At 50.4% G+C, this 21,407-nt stretch carries 17 protein-coding genes; 5 read left to right on the forward strand and 12 right to left on the reverse strand.

From position 1 onward, the window contains the following. The first annotated feature begins 112 nt into the window (after positions 1–112). The gene (gene glpD, locus CWS43_RS13800; protein ID WP_101077512.1) at positions 113–1,624 is read left to right on the forward strand and encodes a glycerol-3-phosphate dehydrogenase; all 1,512 of its coding nucleotides are present in this window, start codon (positions 113–115) and stop codon (positions 1,622–1,624) included. Between the two features lie 86 nt (positions 1,625–1,710). On the opposite strand, the gene hxsC is transcribed toward glpD, so the two are convergent. The 10 genes from hxsC to asd form a co-directional block, all read right to left on the reverse strand. Further along, positions 1,711–2,910, reverse strand: coding sequence for a His-Xaa-Ser system radical SAM maturase HxsC (hxsC, locus tag CWS43_RS13805; RefSeq protein WP_101077513.1), 1,200 nt, complete (start codon positions 2,908–2,910; stop codon positions 1,711–1,713). Further along, entirely contained in the window at positions 2,907–4,370 is a 1,464-nt protein-coding gene (gene hxsB, locus CWS43_RS13810; RefSeq protein WP_101077514.1) for a His-Xaa-Ser system radical SAM maturase HxsB, read from the reverse strand. Before hxsB ends, hxsC begins: the two co-directional genes overlap by 4 nt. 218 nt (positions 4,371–4,588) lie before the next feature. Beyond that, positions 4,589–4,984 carry a His-Xaa-Ser system protein HxsD gene (hxsD, locus tag CWS43_RS13820; RefSeq protein WP_101077516.1) on the reverse strand — a complete coding sequence of 132 codons (396 nt, stop codon included), beginning with the start codon at positions 4,982–4,984 and terminating at the stop codon, positions 4,589–4,591. Between the two features lie 56 nt (positions 4,985–5,040). Continuing rightward, entirely contained in the window at positions 5,041–5,394 is a 354-nt protein-coding gene (locus tag CWS43_RS13825) for a hypothetical protein (RefSeq protein ID WP_101077517.1), read from the reverse strand. 101 nt (positions 5,395–5,495) lie between these two features. Next, on the reverse strand, positions 5,496–7,943 hold the full coding sequence (gene glgP / locus CWS43_RS13830) for a glycogen phosphorylase (RefSeq protein WP_101077518.1): 2,448 nt from the start codon (positions 7,941–7,943) through the stop codon (positions 5,496–5,498). A 38-nt stretch (positions 7,944–7,981) separates the two neighbouring features. Further along, the gene (gene glgA / locus CWS43_RS13835; RefSeq protein ID WP_101077519.1) at positions 7,982–9,418 is read right to left on the reverse strand and encodes a glycogen synthase GlgA; all 1,437 of its coding nucleotides are present in this window, start codon (positions 9,416–9,418) and stop codon (positions 7,982–7,984) included. 73 nt (positions 9,419–9,491) lie between these two features. Further along, a complete protein-coding gene (glgC, locus tag CWS43_RS13840) occupies positions 9,492–10,769 on the reverse strand; it encodes a glucose-1-phosphate adenylyltransferase (RefSeq protein WP_101077520.1) in 1,278 nt (425 codons plus the stop codon). A gap of 23 nt (positions 10,770–10,792) precedes the next feature. Next, the gene (glgX, locus tag CWS43_RS13845) at positions 10,793–12,811 is read right to left on the reverse strand and encodes a glycogen debranching protein GlgX (protein WP_101077521.1); all 2,019 of its coding nucleotides are present in this window, start codon (positions 12,809–12,811) and stop codon (positions 10,793–10,795) included. Then, positions 12,811–14,994, reverse strand: coding sequence for a 1,4-alpha-glucan branching enzyme (gene glgB / locus CWS43_RS13850; RefSeq protein ID WP_101077522.1), 2,184 nt, complete (start codon positions 14,992–14,994; stop codon positions 12,811–12,813). The genes glgX and glgB overlap by 1 nt, the downstream gene beginning before the upstream one ends. Positions 14,995–15,384: 390 nt before the next feature. Then, entirely contained in the window at positions 15,385–16,488 is a 1,104-nt protein-coding gene (gene asd / locus CWS43_RS13855) for an aspartate-semialdehyde dehydrogenase (protein ID WP_101077523.1), read from the reverse strand. A 227-nt stretch (positions 16,489–16,715) separates the two neighbouring features. On the opposite strand from asd, the gene CWS43_RS13860 reads away from it, so the two are divergent. The 3 genes from CWS43_RS13860 (at position 16,716) to CWS43_RS13870 (ending at position 18,052) form a co-directional block, all read left to right on the forward strand. Continuing rightward, positions 16,716–17,309 carry a YhgN family NAAT transporter gene (locus CWS43_RS13860; protein WP_101077524.1) on the forward strand — a complete coding sequence of 198 codons (594 nt, stop codon included), beginning with the start codon at positions 16,716–16,718 and terminating at the stop codon, positions 17,307–17,309. 72 nt (positions 17,310–17,381) lie between these two features. Beyond that, positions 17,382–17,729 (forward strand): type II toxin-antitoxin system RelE/ParE family toxin, encoded by a 348-nt coding sequence (locus tag CWS43_RS13865; protein ID WP_101077525.1) that lies wholly within the window; start codon positions 17,382–17,384, stop codon positions 17,727–17,729. Continuing rightward, positions 17,729–18,052 carry a helix-turn-helix domain-containing protein gene (locus tag CWS43_RS13870; protein WP_101077526.1) on the forward strand — a complete coding sequence of 108 codons (324 nt, stop codon included), beginning with the start codon at positions 17,729–17,731 and terminating at the stop codon, positions 18,050–18,052. The genes CWS43_RS13865 and CWS43_RS13870 overlap by 1 nt, the downstream gene beginning before the upstream one ends. A 74-nt stretch (positions 18,053–18,126) precedes the next feature. On the opposite strand, the gene gntT is transcribed toward CWS43_RS13870, so the two are convergent. Then, on the reverse strand, positions 18,127–19,443 hold the full coding sequence (gene gntT, locus CWS43_RS13875; RefSeq protein ID WP_101077527.1) for a gluconate transporter: 1,317 nt from the start codon (positions 19,441–19,443) through the stop codon (positions 18,127–18,129). A 246-nt stretch (positions 19,444–19,689) separates the two neighbouring features. Here gntT and CWS43_RS13880 point away from each other — a divergent pair, with 246 nt between their 5' ends. Beyond that, positions 19,690–20,205, forward strand: coding sequence for a gluconokinase (locus CWS43_RS13880; protein ID WP_101077528.1), 516 nt, complete (start codon positions 19,690–19,692; stop codon positions 20,203–20,205). A gap of 120 nt (positions 20,206–20,325) precedes the next feature. Here the strand turns inward: CWS43_RS13880 and gntR are convergent, their stop codons facing one another. Beyond that, complete coding sequence (gntR, locus tag CWS43_RS13885; RefSeq protein WP_101077529.1) at positions 20,326–21,321, reverse strand: gluconate operon transcriptional repressor GntR; 996 nt, start codon at positions 21,319–21,321, stop codon at positions 20,326–20,328. Between the last annotated feature and the right edge of the window lie 86 nt (positions 21,322–21,407).

Genomic DNA, 21,407 nt, shown 5'->3' on the forward strand with positions numbered 1-21,407 from the left:
CGCATAATTGTTTTTATTTGGTTAACTCTTGGCTTGTTTGTCGAATCTCGATTACAATCGTGAGCGAAAACGAACATAAAAGAGCTATTGCGAACATCTGGAGGAAGATGACGTGGAAACCAAAGACTTGATCGTAATTGGTGGCGGTATTAATGGTACCGGCATCGCAGTAGATGCAGCTGGCCGCGGGCTGTCTGTTCTGCTGCTTGAAGCGCAAGACTTGGCCTGCGCAACCTCTTCGGCCAGTTCTAAATTGATCCACGGTGGCCTGCGCTACCTGGAACACTACGAGTTCCGTCTGGTCAGCGAAGCGCTGGCTGAACGTGAAGTGCTGTTAAAAATGGCACCGCATATTGCCTTCCCGATGCGTTTCCGTTTACCGCATCAGCCACATTTGCGTCCGGCCTGGATGATCCGCGCTGGCCTGTTTCTGTATGACCATCTGGGCAAACGTACCAGCCTGCCCGCCAGTAAAGGCCTGAAGTTCGGCAGCGAATCAGTGCTGAAACCCGAGCTCACCAAAGGTTTCGAATACTCAGACTGTTGGGTTGACGATGCGCGCTTAGTGGTTGTTAACGCGCAGGAAGTGGAAGAGCGCGGCGGCGAAGTCCGTACCCGCACACGTGTGACCCGGGCATGGCGCGAAGAAGGTTTGTGGATGGTGGAAGCCGAAGATATCGACACCGGCAAAACCTTCACATGGCGCGCTAAAGGTCTGGTGAACGCCACGGGGCCGTGGGTTAAACATTTCTTCGATGACGGCCTGAAGCTGAAATCGCCGTACGGTATCCGCCTGATCAAAGGTAGCCATATTGTGGTTCCGCGTGCACACAATCAGCCGCAGGCTTACATTTTGCAAAACGAAGATCACCGTATTGTTTTTGTGATCCCATGGCTGGATGAGTTCTCGATTATCGGAACCACCGACGTGGAATATCATGGCGATCAGAAAGATGTGAAAATCGACGATAAAGAAGTGAGCTATCTGCTGAAAGTGTATAACGACCACTTTAAAAAGCAGATGACCACGGAAGATATCGTCTGGACTTACTCTGGCGTGCGCCCGTTGTGCGACGATGAGTCTGATTCCCCACAGGCCGTAACCCGTGATTACACGCTGGATGTTCACGATCAGGATGGCAAAGCCCCGCTGCTTTCTGTGTTTGGCGGCAAACTGACAACCTACCGTAAGCTGGCGGAACACGCGCTGGAAAAACTGGTGAAATACTACCCGAAAGCTGGCCCGGCCTGGACGAAAACCGCTGTGCTGCCTGGCGGCAAGCTGAATGGCGATCGTAATACTTACAGCGCTAATTTGCGCAACCGCTTCAAATGGTTACCTGAATCACTGGCACGTCGTTATGCACGAACTTACGGAAGTCAAACCGAGCTGTTCCTGAACGATGCCACCAGCATTGAATCGCTGGGCGAAGATTTCGGCCACGGTTTTTATGAAGCTGAGCTGCGTTATCTGGTAGAAAAAGAGTGGGTCACCCAGCTCGACGATGCCATCTGGCGCCGTACCAAACTCGGTATGTGGCTGGATAAAGCGCAGCAGCAGCGCGTTACCGAATGGCTGGAAACACATAAGCAACAGAAGAAGCATTTGTCGCTGGCGTCTTAAAATCTGGATGTCTAAATGGCACTTTAGCCAGGGTGCCATTTTTTATTGGTTTTTTAGCCGCCATCAGCCTTTTTCGTGAATAGGTTTCAATGGAACGGCGTAATTCTTCTGGTTAATGAAAATTTTTCAGTCGTTGAGCTAAAGAAACCGCTACATTCTTCAAACTTAGAACATGATTTACACTGTTCAAAATAAACTTGTTTAAAATCACTGATACTCTTTTCGCAAATATCCATAACATCATTATTTACCGTACATAATGGAAGGTTATAAATAGTCACGTCAATAGCATGTGATTTAAGTAAAGATATCGCTTCCGAGAGTGTATCTTTATAGTCAAGGGGATCCATATACAAATCATCCCGATTCAACTTAGCAAACCCCATATTCTCCATTCCCATCAGAGCGACATGCTTCACGAAGAATAAGTTTCTTGATATAAACTCAGCCAAATCAATAAGGTAAGGGATTGTCTGTTTATGCAATACCACCCTCAATTCAACCGGGATTGAATTTTTATAACACTCATATATCCCGGCTATAGTTTGATCGAATGCCCCCTGGCATTGAACAATATAGTCATGGATATTTGATACATGAGAAAAGATGGGTATTGCGATGAGAATTCTACGGCGTGATGCTTTAGCAATATCGTGAGCATATGCCGGATAAGACAAAGTCCTGCCATTGGATAATAAATGTATAATAGTACCAGGCATTGCTGAAGATATATTATCGATTATTCTAATCAGGCTGTCTTTTAGCATTGTCGGTTCGCCGCCAGTGATGCACAGCGTTTCTGGGAAATCAACCGGGTCGATGTTTCCTATAATAGAACTTACTCGTGATTCTAAATCTGAAAATTGAAAAGCATCATTCTTTTTTGGGGGTTGAGGACACATAATGCAGAAGTTATTGCATGTTTCAGTAACAAGGAACGCATTATTTTTCGATCTAACCCTGAAGTTCTTATGAATCCTTCCATTTTTATTAATTGTGATTATATCTCCTTCGAAAAACGATGTTTTTGGTTCAACAACCACAACGGGAATATTTAGAGCATTTTTAACAAGCCTTAATTGTGCATTTTCCTGGCTTATCACCAGCGCTTTTATATTTTTACAAGCGATCACATCGATATAATCACTGGTATTAAAAAAGTATATACTCTCTTCGTCATACTTTTTAAAATCCCGGCTTACTCTGCCAAAAACGATATCTTCCAGGTTTATCGTTTCCACCGGATTGACAAAGACGGCATTATCATCATTTTCAAAAAACATCATAAACTCGTCCCCCAGGATCTCATTATTCTCTGCGTTTCTCCGTCAGAATAAAGATATCTTTGAATGATAAACTTAATAATTTCTCTATTCTTCACGCAGAAATCATCATTTCCTGGGTGCCCGAATATTGAACCCGTCGTTTGGTAGCGTCTTACAGGGTCAGCCCCGCAGAAAGGTGAGTATGCGCAGTCACTGCAAACAGGAAGGGCATCGTTTACTCCCGCACTGGCAAGTAACTGCATCGTATCCCCGAAGAATATTTCCTCATAGCTATTCTCCCTGACGTTTCCCATTTTAAAGTATTTATCGCCTGTTTCAGCCATCATTCTGCTTTCGTCACTGGGATAAATATTTCCGTCATAATTATAAAGTGTTACACCAAACCCCGCACCACAAGGAGACTGGAGATCAACAAACCCTGTCGACCAGGGGGTTAGTAACTTCTTTAAAATCAAGCCCGCATAGGACTCCTGAAAAGATACTCCTTGCTTATTTAAACTGATAATGTAATCAAAACATTTTTTGTAGAAAGATAAGAAGTCTTCAGTACTGTAACCTATTTTATGGAAATATTTTTTAGCAAAACCATAAGGATTCAACTCCCGGATAAATATATTTCTAAATCCTAATGAAACATACTCATCTATAATTTCACAGGGATAATTCAGGCTGTTAACTGTTGTTGTCATTAATGCACTGACATTTTCAATTCCGATCTTATCTTTAATAGAATTTAGATTCTCTACTAAACTATCATAAGCACTAAACTTTCCGAAACGTCTGTTTTCATCATGGATGAATTTCGGGCCATCAAGTGAAGTACTAATGGAAACGTTATTTTCCAAAAGAAAACTTAGATCAGCCGTATTTATATCACATAGATTTGTGCATATTACATAGTTAATATATTTTGTTTTATTTTTTATATTTACAAGTTCAATCGCTCTCCTGACCAGCCCCATATTTAAAGTAGATTCTCCTCCCTGAAATTCCAATGTCAAATGCGTAGAAGGCATAGAAAGGAATAACTCAACATTATGCTCTAATACATCCTCATGCATATCATATGTTTGGCAGTCAGCGGTAATACTTTTTCTGGATGCCTGACAATATATACATGTATTATTACATCTTAGTGTAAGCACAAAAATGTGTAGTTTTGAAAAGGATTCTAAAAAGTTATTTTTTGTTCTGTATTTTGAAGCCAATAATTCAATATTAACTGTAGAAGTGCTATCGGTTAAGAAATTTTTTGACTTCAGCCGGTAATAGATATCTGAGTTTAACTTTAGTTTTTTGTTATAAAAATCACGGAATTCTTCATTCTTTAGTGTAATCCACTCGCCAAAATCATTTGAAAGAAAATAGACATCATCCTGAAGATGGCTGAATTTAAACGGCAGAAAAGTATAATCCTTCTCATTTTCGAATGATGATAGTGGTTTGAATTTACTGGCCATTTACGACGGACTCCTGAATACTTTTATCCAGATAATAATTCAAAAATGAATGGATTATTTCTTTCTGGTCTGAAAAATATTTCTCATATACTATGACAGTGATCTTTATGCAACCATCGTTGAACGTATAAGAACAGGACAGATATTCTTTAAAATCCTGACATACGCTGGGAATGATTTCTTGAGAATAAATATCCCCGGGCAAATTGAAATCCATATTATGCCCTTTTTATCATAATTTTTTGTACGTCATTTTGATAATCTGCTCTCATCGGCTCATTTCTTTTTGTCGCAGCAGAGAAAGCCTTTCTCACTATTATTTCACGAATTCCATTTGTCTCTGAAATTATCTTTTGCCGCATATCCTGTTCGAATAACTGTTCCAAAAACGACTGACAAACCGACGATGCCGGGCTTTCTTTACTGCCTTCCTTCAAGTATAAAAATACATTAAAAACATTAGGATGGGTTTCAGAGTTTGTAATGTGAACATAGTAAGATGTTGATATTTCATAGCAAACCTTCATTACTGAGATAAGAGAATAAATAGTCTTATCAATATGAATACACACAAACTCACCGAGTTCATTAGACCCAGAACAGACACTGCTCATATTTATGCCTCAATAATAAGAAGGCCAACATTATTTATTGGCCCGTTATAAATCAACTAGCAAGTTTTACCAGGGGTACAGGAATAATGACTCGCATGGCTTGCGTGGCTGGAGTGACTATAATGTGCTGCAAAAACGACGTCATCTACAGATGACCTTTGCAGAAGAACGGCTGATTCCACATTGTTCGTCGCTTGGGTATGTTCAACGGATTGGGCTTGTGGTACGGCAAATTCACCGCCTTCAGCGGCGAATGCAGGCGCAATAGTGCTTGCCAGTGCTGTAACCAAAACACCGCTCAACATTTTTTTTACTTTATTTTTACTATCAATCTCAGAGATTTGGATTTTATTAACTTTCGGTAGATCCATAATAATAACTCCCTTGCCATTAAGAAAGTTACCAAACATGAAAGGATGGCAACCTGATGAGGTTACCACCCGATACATAAGTCAAATATTGATCACGGATATGTAATGGCAAATATATATATTAAAGTATTCTTAGCCTGCTATAACTTCACAGGCTTAATATTCCAGATCTCATCTGCATATTCCTGAATCGTGCGGTCTGAAGAGAAATAGCCCATGTTAGCGATGTTATGCAGCGTTCGCCGCGTCCACTCTTCCGGCAGTTTATACAGCTCATCGACTTTATCCTGCGTATCGACATAACTGCGATAATCCGCCAGTACCTGATAATGGTCACCCAGATTCACCAGCGTATCGAACAGATTCGTGTAACGCTTTGGTTCGCCCGGGCTGAATACCCCGGTGGCAATTTGTGTCAGCACCTGATGCAGTTCGGCGTCCTGCTCAAAGTACGTATGCGGGTTGTAGCCTTTACGGCGAAGTTCCTCAACCTGCGGTGTGGTATTGCCGAAGATAAAGATATTTTCCTCACCAACGTGTTCGAGCATCTCAACGTTCGCGCCATCCAGCGTGCCGATAGTCAGTGCGCCATTTAACGCGAATTTCATGTTACTGGTTCCCGATGCTTCGGTACCCGCCAACGAGATCTGCTCGGAAAGATCGGCCGCCGGAATGATCAGCTGCGCCAGGCTGACGCTGTAGTTCGGAATAAACACCACCTTCAGTTTATTGCCGATACGCGGATCGTTGTTGATCACTGACGCCACGTCGTTGATCAACCGGATAATTTGTTTCGCTGCGTAATACGCCGACGCGGCTTTCCCGGCAAATATCACCGTGCGTGGCACCCAGTTGGCATCCGGTTCTTCGAGAATGCGGTTATAACGGGTGATGACGTGTAGCACGTTCATCAGTTGGCGTTTGTATTCGTGGATACGTTTGATCTGCACGTCGAACAGACTTTTTGGATCGACGACAATATTCAGTTTCTGGGCGATAAACAGCGCCAGTTTTTTCTTGTTATCCAGCTTGGCCTTGCGAATCGCCTGCAGAAAACTCAGATAATCCAGATTCTGTTCCAGCTCTGCCAGTTGGCTGAGATCAGAACGCCAGGTCTGGCCGATGGCGTCATCAATGACCGCCGACAGCGGCTTGTTAGCCAGCGCCAGCCAGCGGCGCGGCGTCACACCGTTGGTTTTATTGCAGAAGCGATCCGGATAAATATGCGCGAAATCGGCAAATAGCGACTGCACCATCAGATCGGAATGCAGCGCAGATACGCCGTTCACTTTATGGCTCGCAATCACCGCCAGCCACGCCATCCGCACCTTACGGCCGTTGCCTTCGTCGATAATGGATACACGTGACAACAGGCCGTTATCATTCGGGATTTTCTCCGCCACTTCTTTAAGGAAGTGATCGTTAATTTGGAAAATAATCTCCAGATGGCGCGGCAGGATTTTGCCGATCATGTCGACGGGCCAGGTTTCCAGCGCCTCACTCATCAGCGTGTGGTTGGTGTAAGAAAACACCCGGCACACGGTTTCCCACGCATCTTTCCATTCGAATTTATGCTCATCGATCAGTAACCGCATCAGCTCAGGAATCGACAGCACCGGGTGGGTATCGTTGAGGTGGATGGCGATTTTATCGACCAGATTGTCGTAAGTATGGTGTGTCGTGTAATGACGGTTGAGGATGTCCTGCACCGTCGCCGACACCAGGAAATACTCCTGACGCAGACGCAGTTCACGTCCCGAATAGGTAGAATCGTCCGGGTACAAGACGCGCGATACGTTCTCGGAATGGTTTTTATCTTCCACCGCCGCGAAGTAGTCGCCCTGATTAAATTTACCCAGATTGATTTCGTTACTGGCCTGTGCGCCCCACAGCCGCAGCGTGTTGGTGGCGTCGGTATCGTAGCCGGGAATGACCTGATCATAGGCGCAGGCGATAACCTCTTCGGTTTCCAGCCAGCGGGTTTTCACCCCTTCATGCTGAACGCGGCCCCCGAAACGGACTTTATAACGGGTGTTATAGCGCTGGAACTCCCACGGATTACCGTATTCCAGCCAGTAATCCGGCGCTTCCATCTGCTGGCCGTTAATGATGCTCTGCGCGAACATACCGTATTCATAACGGATACCGTAGCCACGCCCCGGCAACGCCAGCGTGGCCAGTGAATCGAGGAAACATGCCGCCAGCCGCCCCAGGCCGCCATTGCCTAAACCGGGGTCGTTTTCTTCGCCGATCAGTTCTTCGAGGTCAAAACCCATTTCATCAAGAGCACTTTTGAGATCATCATAAATGCCCATCGCCAGCAGCGCATTCGAGAGAGTCCGCCCAATCAAAAACTCCATCGACAGATAATAAACCTGCCGCACGTCCTGTGAGGTTTGCGCCCGGTTGGAGCGCAACCAGCGTTCCACCATACGATCGCGTACGGCAAACAAGGTGGCATTCAGCCAGTCATGTTGGGTCGCAATAGAAGGATCTTTGCCGATAATAAACATCAGTTTGTAGGCAATAGAGTGTTTTAGCGCTTCGACACTGACTGTCGGTGAGTTGTAATTAAACGGTGAAGTCATAACGTTACATTCCCGATCTGGTGAGCTATGTTCAGGGTTCAGGACAACAGACGGTTGTACAGCGTGAGATACTCCTGCGCTGCCACCTTCCAGCCGAAATCAATACCCATGGCGTGTTGTTGGACGTGTCGCCAGTGTTTAGGACGGCTCCACAAAACGAATGCCCGGCGGATCGCATTTCCCAGCGATTTCCCCGTTGCTTCTTCAAAGACAAAACCACTGGCCGTTCCGTCAGCCAGATTTTCCAGCGCACAATCGACTACCGTATCGGCTAAGCCCCCGGTGCGGCGCACCAGCGGCAACGTGCCGTATTTCAATCCATAAAGCTGAGTTAATCCGCAAGGCTCGAAACGACTCGGCACCATGATGACGTCCGCACCGCCGATGATGCGGTGAGAGAACGCTTCGTGATAGCCAAGCTGTACGCCGACCTGCCCCGGGTTATCGGCGGCAGCGGCCAGAAATGCCTGTTGCAGCACGGCATCCCCTGCGCCAAGCAACGCCAGCTGGCCGCCACGTTCGAGTAAATCCGGCAGTGCCTCCAGCACCAGATCCAGCCCTTTCTGGCTGGTCAGGCGGCTGACGACGGCAAAAACCAGCCGTGAGTCGTCCACATCCAACCCCATCGCCCGTTGCAAATACGCTTTGTTGACGGCTTTAGATCGCAAATCATCGGCGTCATAACGGGCGGAGAGCAGCACATCATCCCGTGGCTGCCAGATAGCATCATCCACGCCGTTGAGAATGCCGGTCAGCCGCCCCTGCATTTCGCGCTCCAGCAGCAGGGATTCCATACCGTAGCCATATTCCGGACGCGTGATTTCTTTGGCATACGTCGGGCTGACGGTCGTCACGTGATCGGAGTAATACAGCCCGGCTTTCAGGTAAGAAATCTGGCCGTAGAACTCCAGCCCGTGCATCTGGAAGAATTCACGCGGGATGTAAAGCTCATCGAGATGATGCGCGCCAAACAGCCCCTGGAATGCCAGATTATGTACCGTGAAGACGGTGCGCACCGGCGCGTTGCGGGCGCGGATATACGCCGACGCCAGCCCGGCGTGCCAGTCATGGGAATGCACAATATTCGGTTGCCAGTGCGGGTCAAAACCCAGCGCCAGTTCGCACGCCATCCAGCTCAGCAAGGCAAAACGCAGATGGTTATCCGGATAAGCGAAAGACGATTGATCGTGATAAGGGCTGCCGGGGCGGTCGTACAAACCCGGCACATCAATGATGTAAATGCCCACGCCGTCAAAGTAGCCCAGTGAAAGGGTGACATGCCCGGCGAAGGTCGCCAGTGTGCCGATAACGCGGGTCTCTCCCAGCCCTTTTTTGATATCAGGGAAAGCCGGAATGAGTACGCGGACGTCAGCGCCTTCAGCAATCTGAGCGGCGGGCAATGCCCCCGCTACATCCGCAAGGCCGCCCGTTTTTAACAGCGGAAACAGCTCGGAACAAACATGTAAAACCTGCATTCGCGCTCCTGATTATCCCGGTCGTCCCGGCGTTAATTGCCGGGACGACGAAAAAGTGCTTTCTAACGTCTGTTTATAGTTTCGCCAACATTGCGCGGGTCACCAGCACAACGCCATCCTCTGAACGATAAAAACGCCGGCTGTCTTCATCCGCATTTTCACCAATCACCATGCCTTCCGGGATCTGACAGGCGCGGTCAATCACACATTTACGTAAACGGCAGGAACGCCCGATGTTCACATCAGGCAAAATAACCGTCGAATCGATGTTGCAGAAAGAGTTGACGCGTACACGCGGGAACAGGACCGAATGCACGACCACCGAACCGGAGACAATCACGCCACCGGCCACCAGCGAATTCATGGTCATACCGTGGCTGCCCGAACGGTCCTGTACAAATTTGGCGGGCGGCAGCGGCTCCATGTGCGAGCGGATCGGCCAGGAGCGGTCATACATATCCAGCTCCGGCGTCACCGACGCCAGATCCAGATTGGCACGCCAGTAGGCATCGAGCGTCCCGACATCGCGCCAGTAAGGTGGCAATTCGTCGTTTTGCGTGACACAAGACAAACCGAACGGATGCGCACGCGCCACGCCCTGACGGGTCAGTTTCGGGATCAGGTCTTTGCCGAAATCATGGCTGGACTCCTCACTTGCCATGTCTTCTTCCAGCATGCGGAACAGATAGTCTGCATTAAAAATGTAGATGCCCATGCTCGCCAGCGCCACGTCAGGATTACCCGGCATCGCCGGCGGGTCTTTCGGTTTCTCGACGAAGCTGGTGATCTGATAATCCTCCGTCACACCCATTACGCCAAACTCACTCGCTTCAGCAATCGGCACTTCGAGACAGGCGACGGTACATTCACCGCCCTTCTGTACATGGTCGATGAGCATCCGCGAGTAATCCATTTTGTAAATGTGATCCCCGGCCAGAATCACCACAAATTCAGCGTGATAGCGGCGGATAATATCCAGATTCTGATAGACAGCGTCGGCGGTGCCTTTGTACCAATGTTCGGTACTGTGACGCTGCTGCGCCGGAAGCAGGTCAACAAACTCGTTCATTTCTTCGTTGAGGAAAGACCAGCCGCGCTGGATATGCTGAACCAGCGTATGCGACTGATATTGTGTGATCACGCCGATACGGCGAATGCCGGAGTTCAGGCAATTCGACAGGGCAAAATCAATGATGCGGAATTTCCCGCCAAAATGGACAGCGGGCTTTGCGCGGGTTGCGGTCAAATCTTTCAATCTTGAACCCCGTCCCCCTGCCAGAATCAACGCCACGGATTTAAGCGGCAACTGACGTGCCAGCATGACCGGGTCCCGGTTATCTAATGTCGCCATATCTGACTCCTTCGTTTTTATAATTACCGGCTCTGTGGAGTGAAATCTTGTAGGACACAGAGGGTTTTTGCTGCTGCCCGCCATTGCGAACCTTCCATGACACGCCGGGGTTCCTCATCAAAAAGCACGCTGTTAAACGGCGCAACGGGCTGCCAGTTTCCTGGCGGCAGTTGCATATCCACCTCGTGCAGCGAGGCATTCACCATCAGTAACCAGCGCTGTGACAGGCGAATTTGCAGCCACTGTTGCGGCCCCTGCTCCCAGTCGCCGATGTTCATCGGTTGTCCTTGTTGATTCAGCCATTGCACATCGTCCCCCTGCGCATGCCACCAGCGGTTTTGCGTCAGCGCGGGAATTTTCCGACGCAGCGCAACCAGCGCAGAAACATAGGCCGTCAGGCTTTCATCCGCGTTTCCCCAGTCGAGCCAGGTCAGCGGATTGTCCTGGCAATAGGCGTTGTTGTTGCCCGACTGGCTGTTACCCTGCTCGTCACCGGCCAGCAGCATCGGCGTGCCTTGTGACAGAAACAGCGTTGCCAGCAGGGCTCGCTGGCTGAGACGCCGTTGATGCAGAACGTCAGCAGAAGCCTCCAGCCCCTCTTCGCCGTGGTTTTGGCTGAAATTCTCGTTATGCCCGTCACGGTTTTCTTCACCGTTGGCATGATTGTGTTTCTGGTTAAAACTGACCAAATCGCGCAGCGTAAAACCGTCGTGCGCGGTCAGCATGTTGATACTGGCGTAGGGTGCGCGCTGCTCGGGGTTGAATTTATCTGCTGATGCAGCGAAACGCCCTGCAAACTGCCCGATTGGAAGGTTACCGTGCAGCCAGAACTGGCGCATTTCATCGCGCCAGACATCACTCCATTCAGCGAAAGGTGCCGGGAAATTCCCGAGCTGATAACCGCCGGTACCGATATCCCAGGGTTCAGCAATCAGCTTGACCTGGGACAGCAACGGATCTTGCTTAATCGCGTTAAACAGCGGCGATTGCTCAGTGAACTCCGGCGTTCTGCCGAGAAGTGTCGCTAAGTCAAAACGAAATCCGTCAATGTGGCATTCACGCACCCAGTAATGCAGGCAGTCGAGCGTCCAGGCGACGACTTCTTCGTCCATTAGCCGCATCGCGTTGCCGCAGCCGGTCATGTTGTTGTCCGAGCCATCGTCGTTGAGCCAGTACCAGCTGGCATTGTCGATACCGCGAAACGAAATAAACGGCCCGTCGATATCCAGCTCCGCGCTGTGGTTGAACACCACGTCGAGGATCACTTCTATGCCCGCCTGATGCAGCGCTTTCACCGCCGATTTGAATTCATTCAGCGCTGAAACGCCCCCCAACCCGCTGGCATAACTCTGCTCAACCGCGCAAGGCGCCAGCACGTTATAGCCCCAGTAATTACTCAGACCGAGGCGTTGCAGACGCGGCTCATCGGCGTGATGCTGAACCGGCAATAACTCAATGGCCGTGATGCCCAGATGCTGCAAATATTCGAGCATGACCGGATGTGCCAGCCCGGCGTAAGTGCCGCGGATCGCCGCCGGAATACGCGGGTGCTGACGCGTAAGCCCGCGCACATGCGCTTCGTAAATCACCGTTTCACCCCACGGCGTGGCGGGATGTTTATCGTCTTCCCAGTCAAACTTACCGGCGACGACCACCGATTTCGGTGCCACCACCGCGCTGTCCTTATCGTCCGGCGAATCGGTACCGCCCGTGAATCGCGCATTGTCATGCAGCACGCCGTCAACGGCTCTGGCACTGGGGTCGATCAGCACCTTTCTGGGATTAAATCGATGCCCGTTTTTAGGGTCAAACGGTCCGTAAATACGGTAGCCGTAGCGTTGGCCGGCTTTTGCCTCCGGTAAGAAACCATGCCACAAATTGCCGGTACGCCCTGGTAAAGGCAGATGCTGCTCGCTGCCGGTCTCATCAAAAAGACATAACTCCACTTTTTCCGCATGCGCGGAGTACAGGCAAAAATTCACGCCGTTATCTCTGAGATGTGCGCCAAATGGCGCGGCCTGACCGGTTTCGAGCTGTTTCATTACGCCTCCCTTCGCAAATAAACAGTCGCCAGCGGTGGAATAGTCACGCTGATCGAATGCTCACGTTGATGATGGCCAATATTTTCACTGTAAACGTCACCGCCGTTGCCGACGTTGCTGCCACGGTAAAAATGGGAATCTGTATTCAGGATTTCGCGATAATGCCCCGGACGACCGATCCCGATGCGATAGTGTTCGCGCGGAACTGGCGTGAAATTGCTGATGACAATCACCTCGCCGCCATTTTCATCGCGGCGCGCGAAGGCAAAAATGGAGTTTTCATGGTCGTCGACCACCAGCCATTCGAAACCACGCGGGTTGTAATCAAGTTCATACAACGGCGCGTTGGCCTGATACGTCAGGTTCAAATCACGCACCAGATGCTGCACGCCGCAGTGCCAGCCGGTCGGGTCATCCAGCAGGTGCCAGTCGAGGCTGGCGTTAAAGTTCCACTCACGCCCCTGCGCAAACTCGCCGCCCATAAACAGCAGTTTTTTACCCGGATGTGCCCACATAAAACCATAATAGGCGCGCAGGTTAGCGAACTTCTGCCACGCATCTCCCGGCATTTTGTCGAGCAGAGATTTCTTACCGTGAACCACTTCATCGTGCGATAACGGCAATATGAAGTTCTCGCTGTAGGCGTAAAGCACGCCGAACGTCATGAGATTGTGGTGGTATTTGCGGTGAACCGGATCCAGCTGCATATAAGCCAGCGAATCATGCATCCAGCCCATATTCCATTTGTAATGGAAACCCAGCCCGTTGGCATCCGGCGGCATGGTAACGCCAGGGTAATCGGTGGATTCTTCTGCCAGCGTCACTGCACCGCCAAGTTCGCGGCCAATCGTCTGGTTGGTGTATTTCAGGAAGGAAATCGCCTCAAGATTCTCGCGTCCGCCGAAATGATTGGGGATCCACTCCCCGGCTTTACGGCTGTAATCGCGGTAAATCATCGAAGCCACCGCATCTACACGCAGGCCATCGATACCAAAGCGTTCTACCCAATAAAAGCCGTTACCGGCCAGATAGTTACGCACTTCGTGGCGGCCATAGTTGTAAATCAGGGTATTCCAGTCCTGATGATAACCTTCACGCGGGTCGGCATATTCATACAGAGCTGTACCGTCGAATTCTGCCAGACCATGAGAGTCACTCGGGAAATGCCCCGGCACCCAGTCGAGTATCACGTTCAGACCGGCATCATGTGCGGCGTCGACAAACGCTTTGAAATCCATCGGCGTGCCAAAACGGCGGGTCGGCGCGTACATCCCCAGCGGCTGATAGCCCCAACTACCATCAAACGGGTGCTCGTTAACCGGCATCAATTCAATGTGCGTAAAACCCATCCATTTGGCGTACGACACCAGTTGTTCCGCCAGCTCGCCATAGCTCAGCCAGAAATTATCATCGGTATGACGCCGCCACGAACCTAAGTGGACCTCGTACACAGAAACCGGCTGGTTAAGCGCGTTGGCTTTTTTTCTGGCTTCTGAAAAAGGCACAACCTCCGGTATTTTTCTCACGCATGAAGCGGTATCCGGGCGCATCTGTGCCTCAAATGCGTAAGGGTCAGCACGCAGGCTGACATGCCCCCGGCAGTCGATAATTTCGAATTTATACAACTGCCCCTCGTGAACCGCAGGGATGAACAGTTCCCAGATACCGTTTTCCCGCCGCTGGCGCATCGGGTGGCGGCGTCCATCCCAGAAATTAAATTCACCGACGACGGAAACCCGCGTCGCATTCGGTGCCCAGACGGCAAAGCTGACGCCTTCGACGTCATCAAGTGTTTGCAGATGTGCACCGAGTTTTTCATAAGGTCGAAGGTGCGTCCCTTCAGCCAGCAACCAGACATCCAGCTCCTGCAAAAGCGTACCAAACCGGTACGGGTCGTCGATCACATGCCGATTCTCGCCCCAGCGGACTTCCAGCTTGTAACGGAAAGCCGTTTTACGACGGGGGATAAGCCCGACAAAGAAACCACGATCGTCGTAACGCCGCAGTTCTGCCACCTGTTTACCCTTTTCAACATCAATGACCCAGACCTGATCGGCATCAGGCAGTAAGGCACGCACTTCCTGCCCGGCTGCCACAGAGTGCATTCCCAAAAGCGAAAAAGGATCAGCGTAGTGGCCAGATATAATTTGATTAATGACGTGCTGATCGGGAAGTACAGACATGTATTTCGTCCTATGATTAATTAAATCAATAAATCCAATAAAATCATTCAGGTATTCAATGTGAAACGTGATCCCAGTGTGCTCCCCTTTTCATCGTGACATTGTGATCTGACAGAGTTTAGGTTTTGCCAAAAATGCGCGATTGCGCCCATGCTCACAATTTCTAAATAAGTTTCTAATTCAGCTTCTCAAAGAGGCAGAGCTCTTCTACTAAGCATAGACAAAGGTTCGAAATTTCAGCGGCCAGAAACCGATGAATTTTTCGCAAAATGAAATTCAGAGAGTTGCACTGGGGAAAATGCGGTTAAACGGCGAAGTGGTTGATGACAGAAATAAAAACGGGACACCGTGCTGGTGTCCCGTTGGGGTGAAATCAGGGTAATTATGCCGTTACAGCAAGATGCGCAGCATGCGGCGTAATGGCTCTGCTGCGCCCCACAACAACTGGTCACCCACAGTGAATGCAGACAGATATTGCGGGCCCATATTCAGTTTACGCAAACGACCCACCGGCGTATTCATGGTGCCGGTCACCGCCGCTGGCGTCAGTTCGCGCATAGACAATTCACGGTCGTTCGGGATGACGCGAACCCAGTCGTTGTGCGACGCCAGCATTTGTTCGATTTCAGGGATCGATACGTCTTTTTTCAGTTTCAGCGTGAACGCCTGGCTGTGGCAGCGCAGCGCACCGATGCGGACGCACAGGCCATCCACCGGAATGATGCTGGACGTGCCGAGAATTTTGTTGGTTTCCGCCTGGCCTTTCCACTCTTCTTTGGTCTGGCCGTTATCGAGCTGTTTGTCGATCCACGGGATCAGACCGCCCGCCAGCGGAACACCAAAGTTGTCAGTCGGCAACGTGCCGCTGCGGGTCAGCGCCGTCACTTTACGCTCAATATCCAGAATGGCAGAAGCCGGGTTTTCCAGCTCTTTCGCGACGCTGTTATGCAACATACCCATTTGGGTCAGCAGTTCGCGCATGTGGCGCGCGCCGCCGCCGGAAGCTGCCTGGTAGGTGGCAACCGACGCCCATTCAATCAGATCATGGGCAAACAAACCGCCGAGGGACATCAGCATCAGGCTGACGGTACAGTTACCGCCCACAAAGGTTTTGATACCTTTGTCGATACCCTGATGGATTACCGCGCTGTTGACCGGGTCGAGGATGATTATCGCGTCATCTTCCATTCTCAGAGAGGATGCTGCGTCAATCCAGTAGCCAGACCAACCGATTTCACGCAGCTTCGGGTAGATTTCATTGGTATAATCGCCGCCCTGACAGGTGATGATAATGTCCAGCGCACTCAGTGCGTCCAGATCATAGGCATCCTGCAAGGTACCAGACTGCCCCGTGAAAGAAGGCGCGGCCTGACCGTGCTGAGAGGTGGAGAAGAATACCGGACGGATAGCGTCGAAATCGCGTTCTTCAATCATGCGTTGCATGAGTACAGAACCGACCATTCCACGCCAGCCAACGAAACCTACATTTTTCATAATATCTGTCCTGCCCTGAGGGTGATAACGGCTTAAAAAGCTTAACGCGCGTTTTGCACTACGTTGGCGCCTTTTTATGATGCACCATGCTCTGTTAACGCGCTGGTCTACCACCTTACAAAATGTACTAAAAGTGGCAAGTGAATTTAATCAATAGTGCCGCCATTAATAGCAGCACAACTTATAACAAGCGTTTTTAACCCGAATTTCATCATTCTGAGGTAGTCATGACCGAAATGATTTCAGCAACCATTTTGCTGTTTTTAATTATGGATCCGCTGGGCAACTTACCGATTTTTATGTCGGTCTTAAAACATCTTGATCCGAAACGCCGCCGCGTGGTGCTGATCCGCGAAATGCTGATTGCCCTGATCCTGATGCTGATTTTCCTGTTCGCCGGGGAAAGAATCCTGTCGTTCCTGAATTTGCGTACTGAAACCGTATCGATTTCCGGCGGTATCATTCTGTTCCTGATTGCCATCAAAATGATTTTCCCGTCGGAAGAGAAAAGCAGCAGCGGCCTGCCTGCCGGTGAAGAGCCGTTCCTCGTCCCGATGGCGATCCCGCTGGTCGCCGGCCCGTCGATTCTTGCCACGCTGATGCTGCTTTCGCACCAGTATCCGAATCAGATGAGCCACCTCACGCTGGCCCTGTTCATCGCCTGGGGCATGTCGATGGCGATCCTGCTGCTGTCGAATCTGTTCCTGCGCCTGCTCGGCGATAAAGGCGTCAGCGCCCTCGAACGCCTGATGGGCCTGATTCTGGTCATGCTTTCCACACAGATGTTCCTCGACGGGATCAGGGCGTATTTGAAGATTTAGTGGGCATTAAATAGACAATATATATCCATATGGGTATATTTGCGTTTCGGATGTTCAGGGATGAGAACACGTATGAAAACGCTTTTCTGGATTGGAAGCAGTAAAAAAGATTTGGCGTCATTACCGGAAGATATTCAGGATTCTTTCGGCTACGCCCTGCATCTGGCACAAACGGGTAGTAAGCATTGTCATGCCAAACCGTTGAAAGGCTACAAAGGTGCAGGCGTTTTAGAAGTTGTGGAAGATTTGTCAGGTGATACTTATCGCGCGGTTTATACCGTGAAAATTGCCACCGCCGTGTATGTTTTACACGTTTTCCAGAAAAAGTCCTCCAGTGGAATCGCTACGCCAAAACCTGATATTGATAAGATCAATGAACGTCTGAAAATTGCTGAAGCTCATGCAAGAGGACAAATTTAATGAAAGACCCAATTGAAGTTGAAATCAGCAGCGGGAATGTTTACGCCGACATCGGCTTACCCGATGCAGAAGAAATGCTGGTTAAAGCTCAGCTTGCTCAGAAAATCGGAGAGCTCATGCAAAACCGACGTCTGACACAGTCTGCGGCCGCTAAACTTTTTGGCATGACTCAACCGAAAGTATCTGCATTACTTCGTGGACAGTTCCGTGGGATCAGCGAAGCGAAGATGATTGAGTGTCTTAATAAGTTAGGCCGGGATGTGCAAATCGTTATCGCTGAATCCCAGCAGGCTACTGGTACTTTGAAAGTCGTGTTCGCTTAAAGCCGCTGCATATTCAGAGACCTGAAAACAAAGGCGAGCCCGATGGCTCGCCTTTTTATGATTTCAGCAGTCAATCAAACAACCATCGACAGCAACAGGCATCCCACCAGGCCGCACACGGAAATAATGGTTTCCAGCACGGACCAGGATTTGAAGGTTTCGACGATGCTCAGATTGAAGTATTCCTTGAACAGCCAGAAACCGGGGTCATTAACGTGAGAGAAAATAACGCTGCCGGAACCGACCGCAATCACCATCAGCTCAGGGCTGACGCCGGTGGTTGCAATCAGCGGAGCCGCGATACCGCCTGCAGTGATGGCCGCAACGGTTGCGGAACCCAGCGCGAGGCGTAAAACGGCGGCAATTGACCAGGCCAGCAGGATCGGAGATAAGTTGCTGCCATCCATCAGGGCTGCAATGTATTTCTCAATACCGCTGTCGACCAGAACCTGCTTGAACGCACCGCCACCACCGATAATTAACAGCATCATCGCGATGATTTTGATGGAATCGGTCACGGTTGCCATGACGTCTTCCATCTTGCGGCCACGGTTCAGGCCGAAGGTGAAGATTGCGATCAGCACCGCGATAAGCGTTGCCATCACCGGGTCACCGAAGAACTCAGCGTACGCCAGAACCGGATGGCCTTTCGGCAGGATCATTTCGCAGACCGCGCGGAATGCCATCAGAATCACCGGCACCAGAGACGTCGCGACGCTCACGCCAAAGCTTGGCATCTCTTCTTCGGTAAAGGTTTTCGGGTTAAACAGACCTTCCGGAACCGGCTTGTCGATACCTTTCAGGAAGCGCGCATACACCGGACCTGCCAGTATCACCGTCGGTACCGCCAGCAGCGAACCGTAGAGTAAAGTTTTCCCCATATCCGCATGGAAAATGGTCGCGATTGCGGTCGGGCCCGGGTGCGGAGGCAGGAAACCGTGAGTCACGGATAACGCAGCTGCCATCGGCACACCCACGTACAACAGTGGCAAACGCGCAGCCGCAGCAACGGTGAAGACCAGCGGCAGCATCAGCACGAAGCCGACTTCATAGAACAGCGCAAAACCGACGATAAAACCGGTCAGCACGATAGCCCACTGGATGTGCTCACGGCCAAATTTTTCGATAAGCGTCGTCGCGATACGTTGCGCACCACCGCAATCTGCCAGCATTTTACCGAGCATGGCCCCGAAGCCCATGATCAGCGCCAGGCTGCCCAGCGTTCCGCCTACCCCGTTTTTAATCGACGTAATAACTTTATCGACCGGCATACCCTGCATAATCCCGACCGCCAGAGCGACCAGGATCAGCGCGATAAAGCCGTTCAGCTTAAATCGGATCATAAGTAACAACAGCAGTGCAACGCCCACCGCTACAATAACTATTGGCATATTCTTCCCCTCATGCGGTCACCGTGGCATCGTGGCCAGACGGGTGACGCATTATTTTTAATTTTCAACATGTTGTAGGAATTAACAGTGCAACGGGTACAGACCGCGACCGCTAAAACAGCAGTGCATTCCTTTGTGATATTAGTCACATCTCCATTTGTTACCGGTATCATGATACCGGTAACATGGTAATATTAGGACTCACTACGCAGTCGAAATGTTCATTTTGGGATAGAGATCATACTTATGGCAGGACAAAGCATCATTCTGATGGGCGTGTCAGGCAGCGGTAAATCCACCGTCGGCGCGGCACTGGCCCGTGAAATTAACGCAAAATTCATCGACGGTGATGATCTTCATCCCCGCGCAAATATTCAAAAGATGGCCAGCGGTACGCCGCTCAATGACGACGATCGTGCGCCGTGGTTATTACGTCTGAATGACGCGGCTTACAGCCTGCGCCATAAAAATGAAACCGGCATTATTGTCTGTTCCGCGCTGAAACGCCGCTATCGCGACGCGCTGCGTAAAGACAACGAAGGCATGGTGTTCATCTACATGAAAGGCAGTTTTGACGTGATTGCCGAGCGCCTGAAAGCGCGCGCCGGGCATTTTATGCCGACCGATTTACTGAGAAGCCAGTTCGATGCGCTCGAAGAACCGGGCGAAGATGAGCCGGATGTCTTACGCGTGAATATCGATCATAAGTTTGAAGGTGTGGTCGATCGCTGCGTAGCCGCCTTGAAAACATTACAGGAGTAAGACTTTCTCCTCCCCCTGCGAAGGGGGAGGTCGGGAGGGGGTTTTAATGGCAACCCTGCCATGCGCAAAACCAACACCCCATCCCAGCCTTCCCCTCGTGAGAGGGGAAGGAGTTTTAAATCAAATACTTCCGCCTGCCGAGATGGTGAACCCTACATCCACCATCCTCGGTACGACTTCTTCGCCGCGCAATCTCGCCAGCAGGCGTTCGGCTGAAATCTGCCCCATTCTTTCACGCGGCGTGAGTACGCTGGCGAGCGGTGGCTCCATCGCCTGTCCCATGTTGTGACCGTGGAAACCGGCGATCGCCATTTGTGACGGAATGCTCAACCCCTGCCGTAAACATTCAAAGAATGCGCCCGCCGCGAGGTCATCGTTGGTGCAGAAAATACTGTCGATTTGCGGCCAGTCTTTTTGCGCCTGACGCAGTAATTCCGCACCGCCGCTGTAGCTGGATGACCGGCTGGTCATCACGCTGTACGGTTCCAGCCCGGATTCCCGCATCGCCTGCTCGTAACCCTGCTGTTTGATGATCGTACGCTCATCCTGACGCGCGCCGAAATACACCACATGACGATGCCCGTGCGCAATGATTTGCTGTGTCATCTGCCGTGCGGCTTCAAAGTTGTTAAAACCGACCGCCAGATCCACGCACGGCGAGACGCAGTCCATCATCTCCACCACCGGAATACCGGCGACTTCAATCATTTTCAGTGTACGCGCAGTGTGACTCCGCTCGGACAAAATCAGCCCGTCGATGTTGTAGGAAAGCAGCGACGTGAGACGCTGCTCCTCGCGCTCCTGGCTGTAACCGTAGTGCGCCAGCATGGTCTGGTAGCCGTGAATATCCGTGACACTTTCGATGCCGCGCAGCACTTCGGCGAACACCTGGTTGGTCAGAGACGGCAGTAACACGCCGATGGCGCGACTTTTGGCGTTCGAGAGAATATCCGGAGCGCGGTTTGGGATGTAACCCAGTTCATCGAGCGCAGCCGAAATCTTTTCCTGCAAGGCGCTGGAAACTTGTTCGGGATTGCGCAAATAACGGCTGACCGTCATTTTGGTGATGCCTACTTTATCGGCAACATCCTGGAGTACGGGCCTTTTTTTCTTCACGTTTTTCAATGAACTGGATTAAGGGGATCAGAGCGTAATGGTAGCAAACAATCGCGCAGGCGGGTATCCGTTGCTGCGCGACATGA

The organism is Rahnella sp. AA (assembly GCF_002834385.1).
In the GTDB taxonomy this organism is placed as follows: Bacteria; Pseudomonadota; Gammaproteobacteria; order Enterobacterales; family Enterobacteriaceae; genus Rahnella.

Excerpts from the sequence above, each read along its gene's own strand:
- gntT (WP_101077527.1), bottom strand. The coding sequence starts at position 19,443 with ATGCCAATAGTTATTGTAGCGGTGGGCGTTGCACTGCTGTTGTTACTT.
- hxsB (WP_101077514.1), bottom strand. The coding sequence starts at position 4,370 with ATGGCCAGTAAATTCAAACCACTATCATCATTCGAAAATGAGAAGGAT.
- glgX (WP_101077521.1), bottom strand. The coding sequence starts at position 12,811 with ATGAAACAGCTCGAAACCGGTCAGGCCGCGCCATTTGGCGCACATCTC.
- CWS43_RS13860 (WP_101077524.1), top strand. The coding sequence starts at position 16,716 with ATGACCGAAATGATTTCAGCAACCATTTTGCTGTTTTTAATTATGGAT.
- CWS43_RS13880 (WP_101077528.1), top strand. The coding sequence starts at position 19,690 with ATGGCAGGACAAAGCATCATTCTGATGGGCGTGTCAGGCAGCGGTAAA.
- glgC (WP_101077520.1), bottom strand. The coding sequence starts at position 10,769 with ATGGCGACATTAGATAACCGGGACCCGGTCATGCTGGCACGTCAGTTG.
- CWS43_RS13865 (WP_101077525.1), top strand. The coding sequence starts at position 17,382 with ATGAAAACGCTTTTCTGGATTGGAAGCAGTAAAAAAGATTTGGCGTCA.
- asd (WP_101077523.1), bottom strand. The coding sequence starts at position 16,488 with ATGAAAAATGTAGGTTTCGTTGGCTGGCGTGGAATGGTCGGTTCTGTA.
- glgA (WP_101077519.1), bottom strand. The coding sequence starts at position 9,418 with ATGCAGGTTTTACATGTTTGTTCCGAGCTGTTTCCGCTGTTAAAAACG.
- CWS43_RS13825 (WP_101077517.1), bottom strand. The coding sequence starts at position 5,394 with ATGTTTGGTAACTTTCTTAATGGCAAGGGAGTTATTATTATGGATCTA.
- glgB (WP_101077522.1), bottom strand. The coding sequence starts at position 14,994 with ATGTCTGTACTTCCCGATCAGCACGTCATTAATCAAATTATATCTGGC.
- glgP (WP_101077518.1), bottom strand. The coding sequence starts at position 7,943 with ATGACTTCACCGTTTAATTACAACTCACCGACAGTCAGTGTCGAAGCG.
- hxsD (WP_101077516.1), bottom strand. The coding sequence starts at position 4,984 with ATGAGCAGTGTCTGTTCTGGGTCTAATGAACTCGGTGAGTTTGTGTGT.
- hxsC (WP_101077513.1), bottom strand. The coding sequence starts at position 2,910 with ATGATGTTTTTTGAAAATGATGATAATGCCGTCTTTGTCAATCCGGTG.
- CWS43_RS13870 (WP_101077526.1), top strand. The coding sequence starts at position 17,729 with ATGAAAGACCCAATTGAAGTTGAAATCAGCAGCGGGAATGTTTACGCC.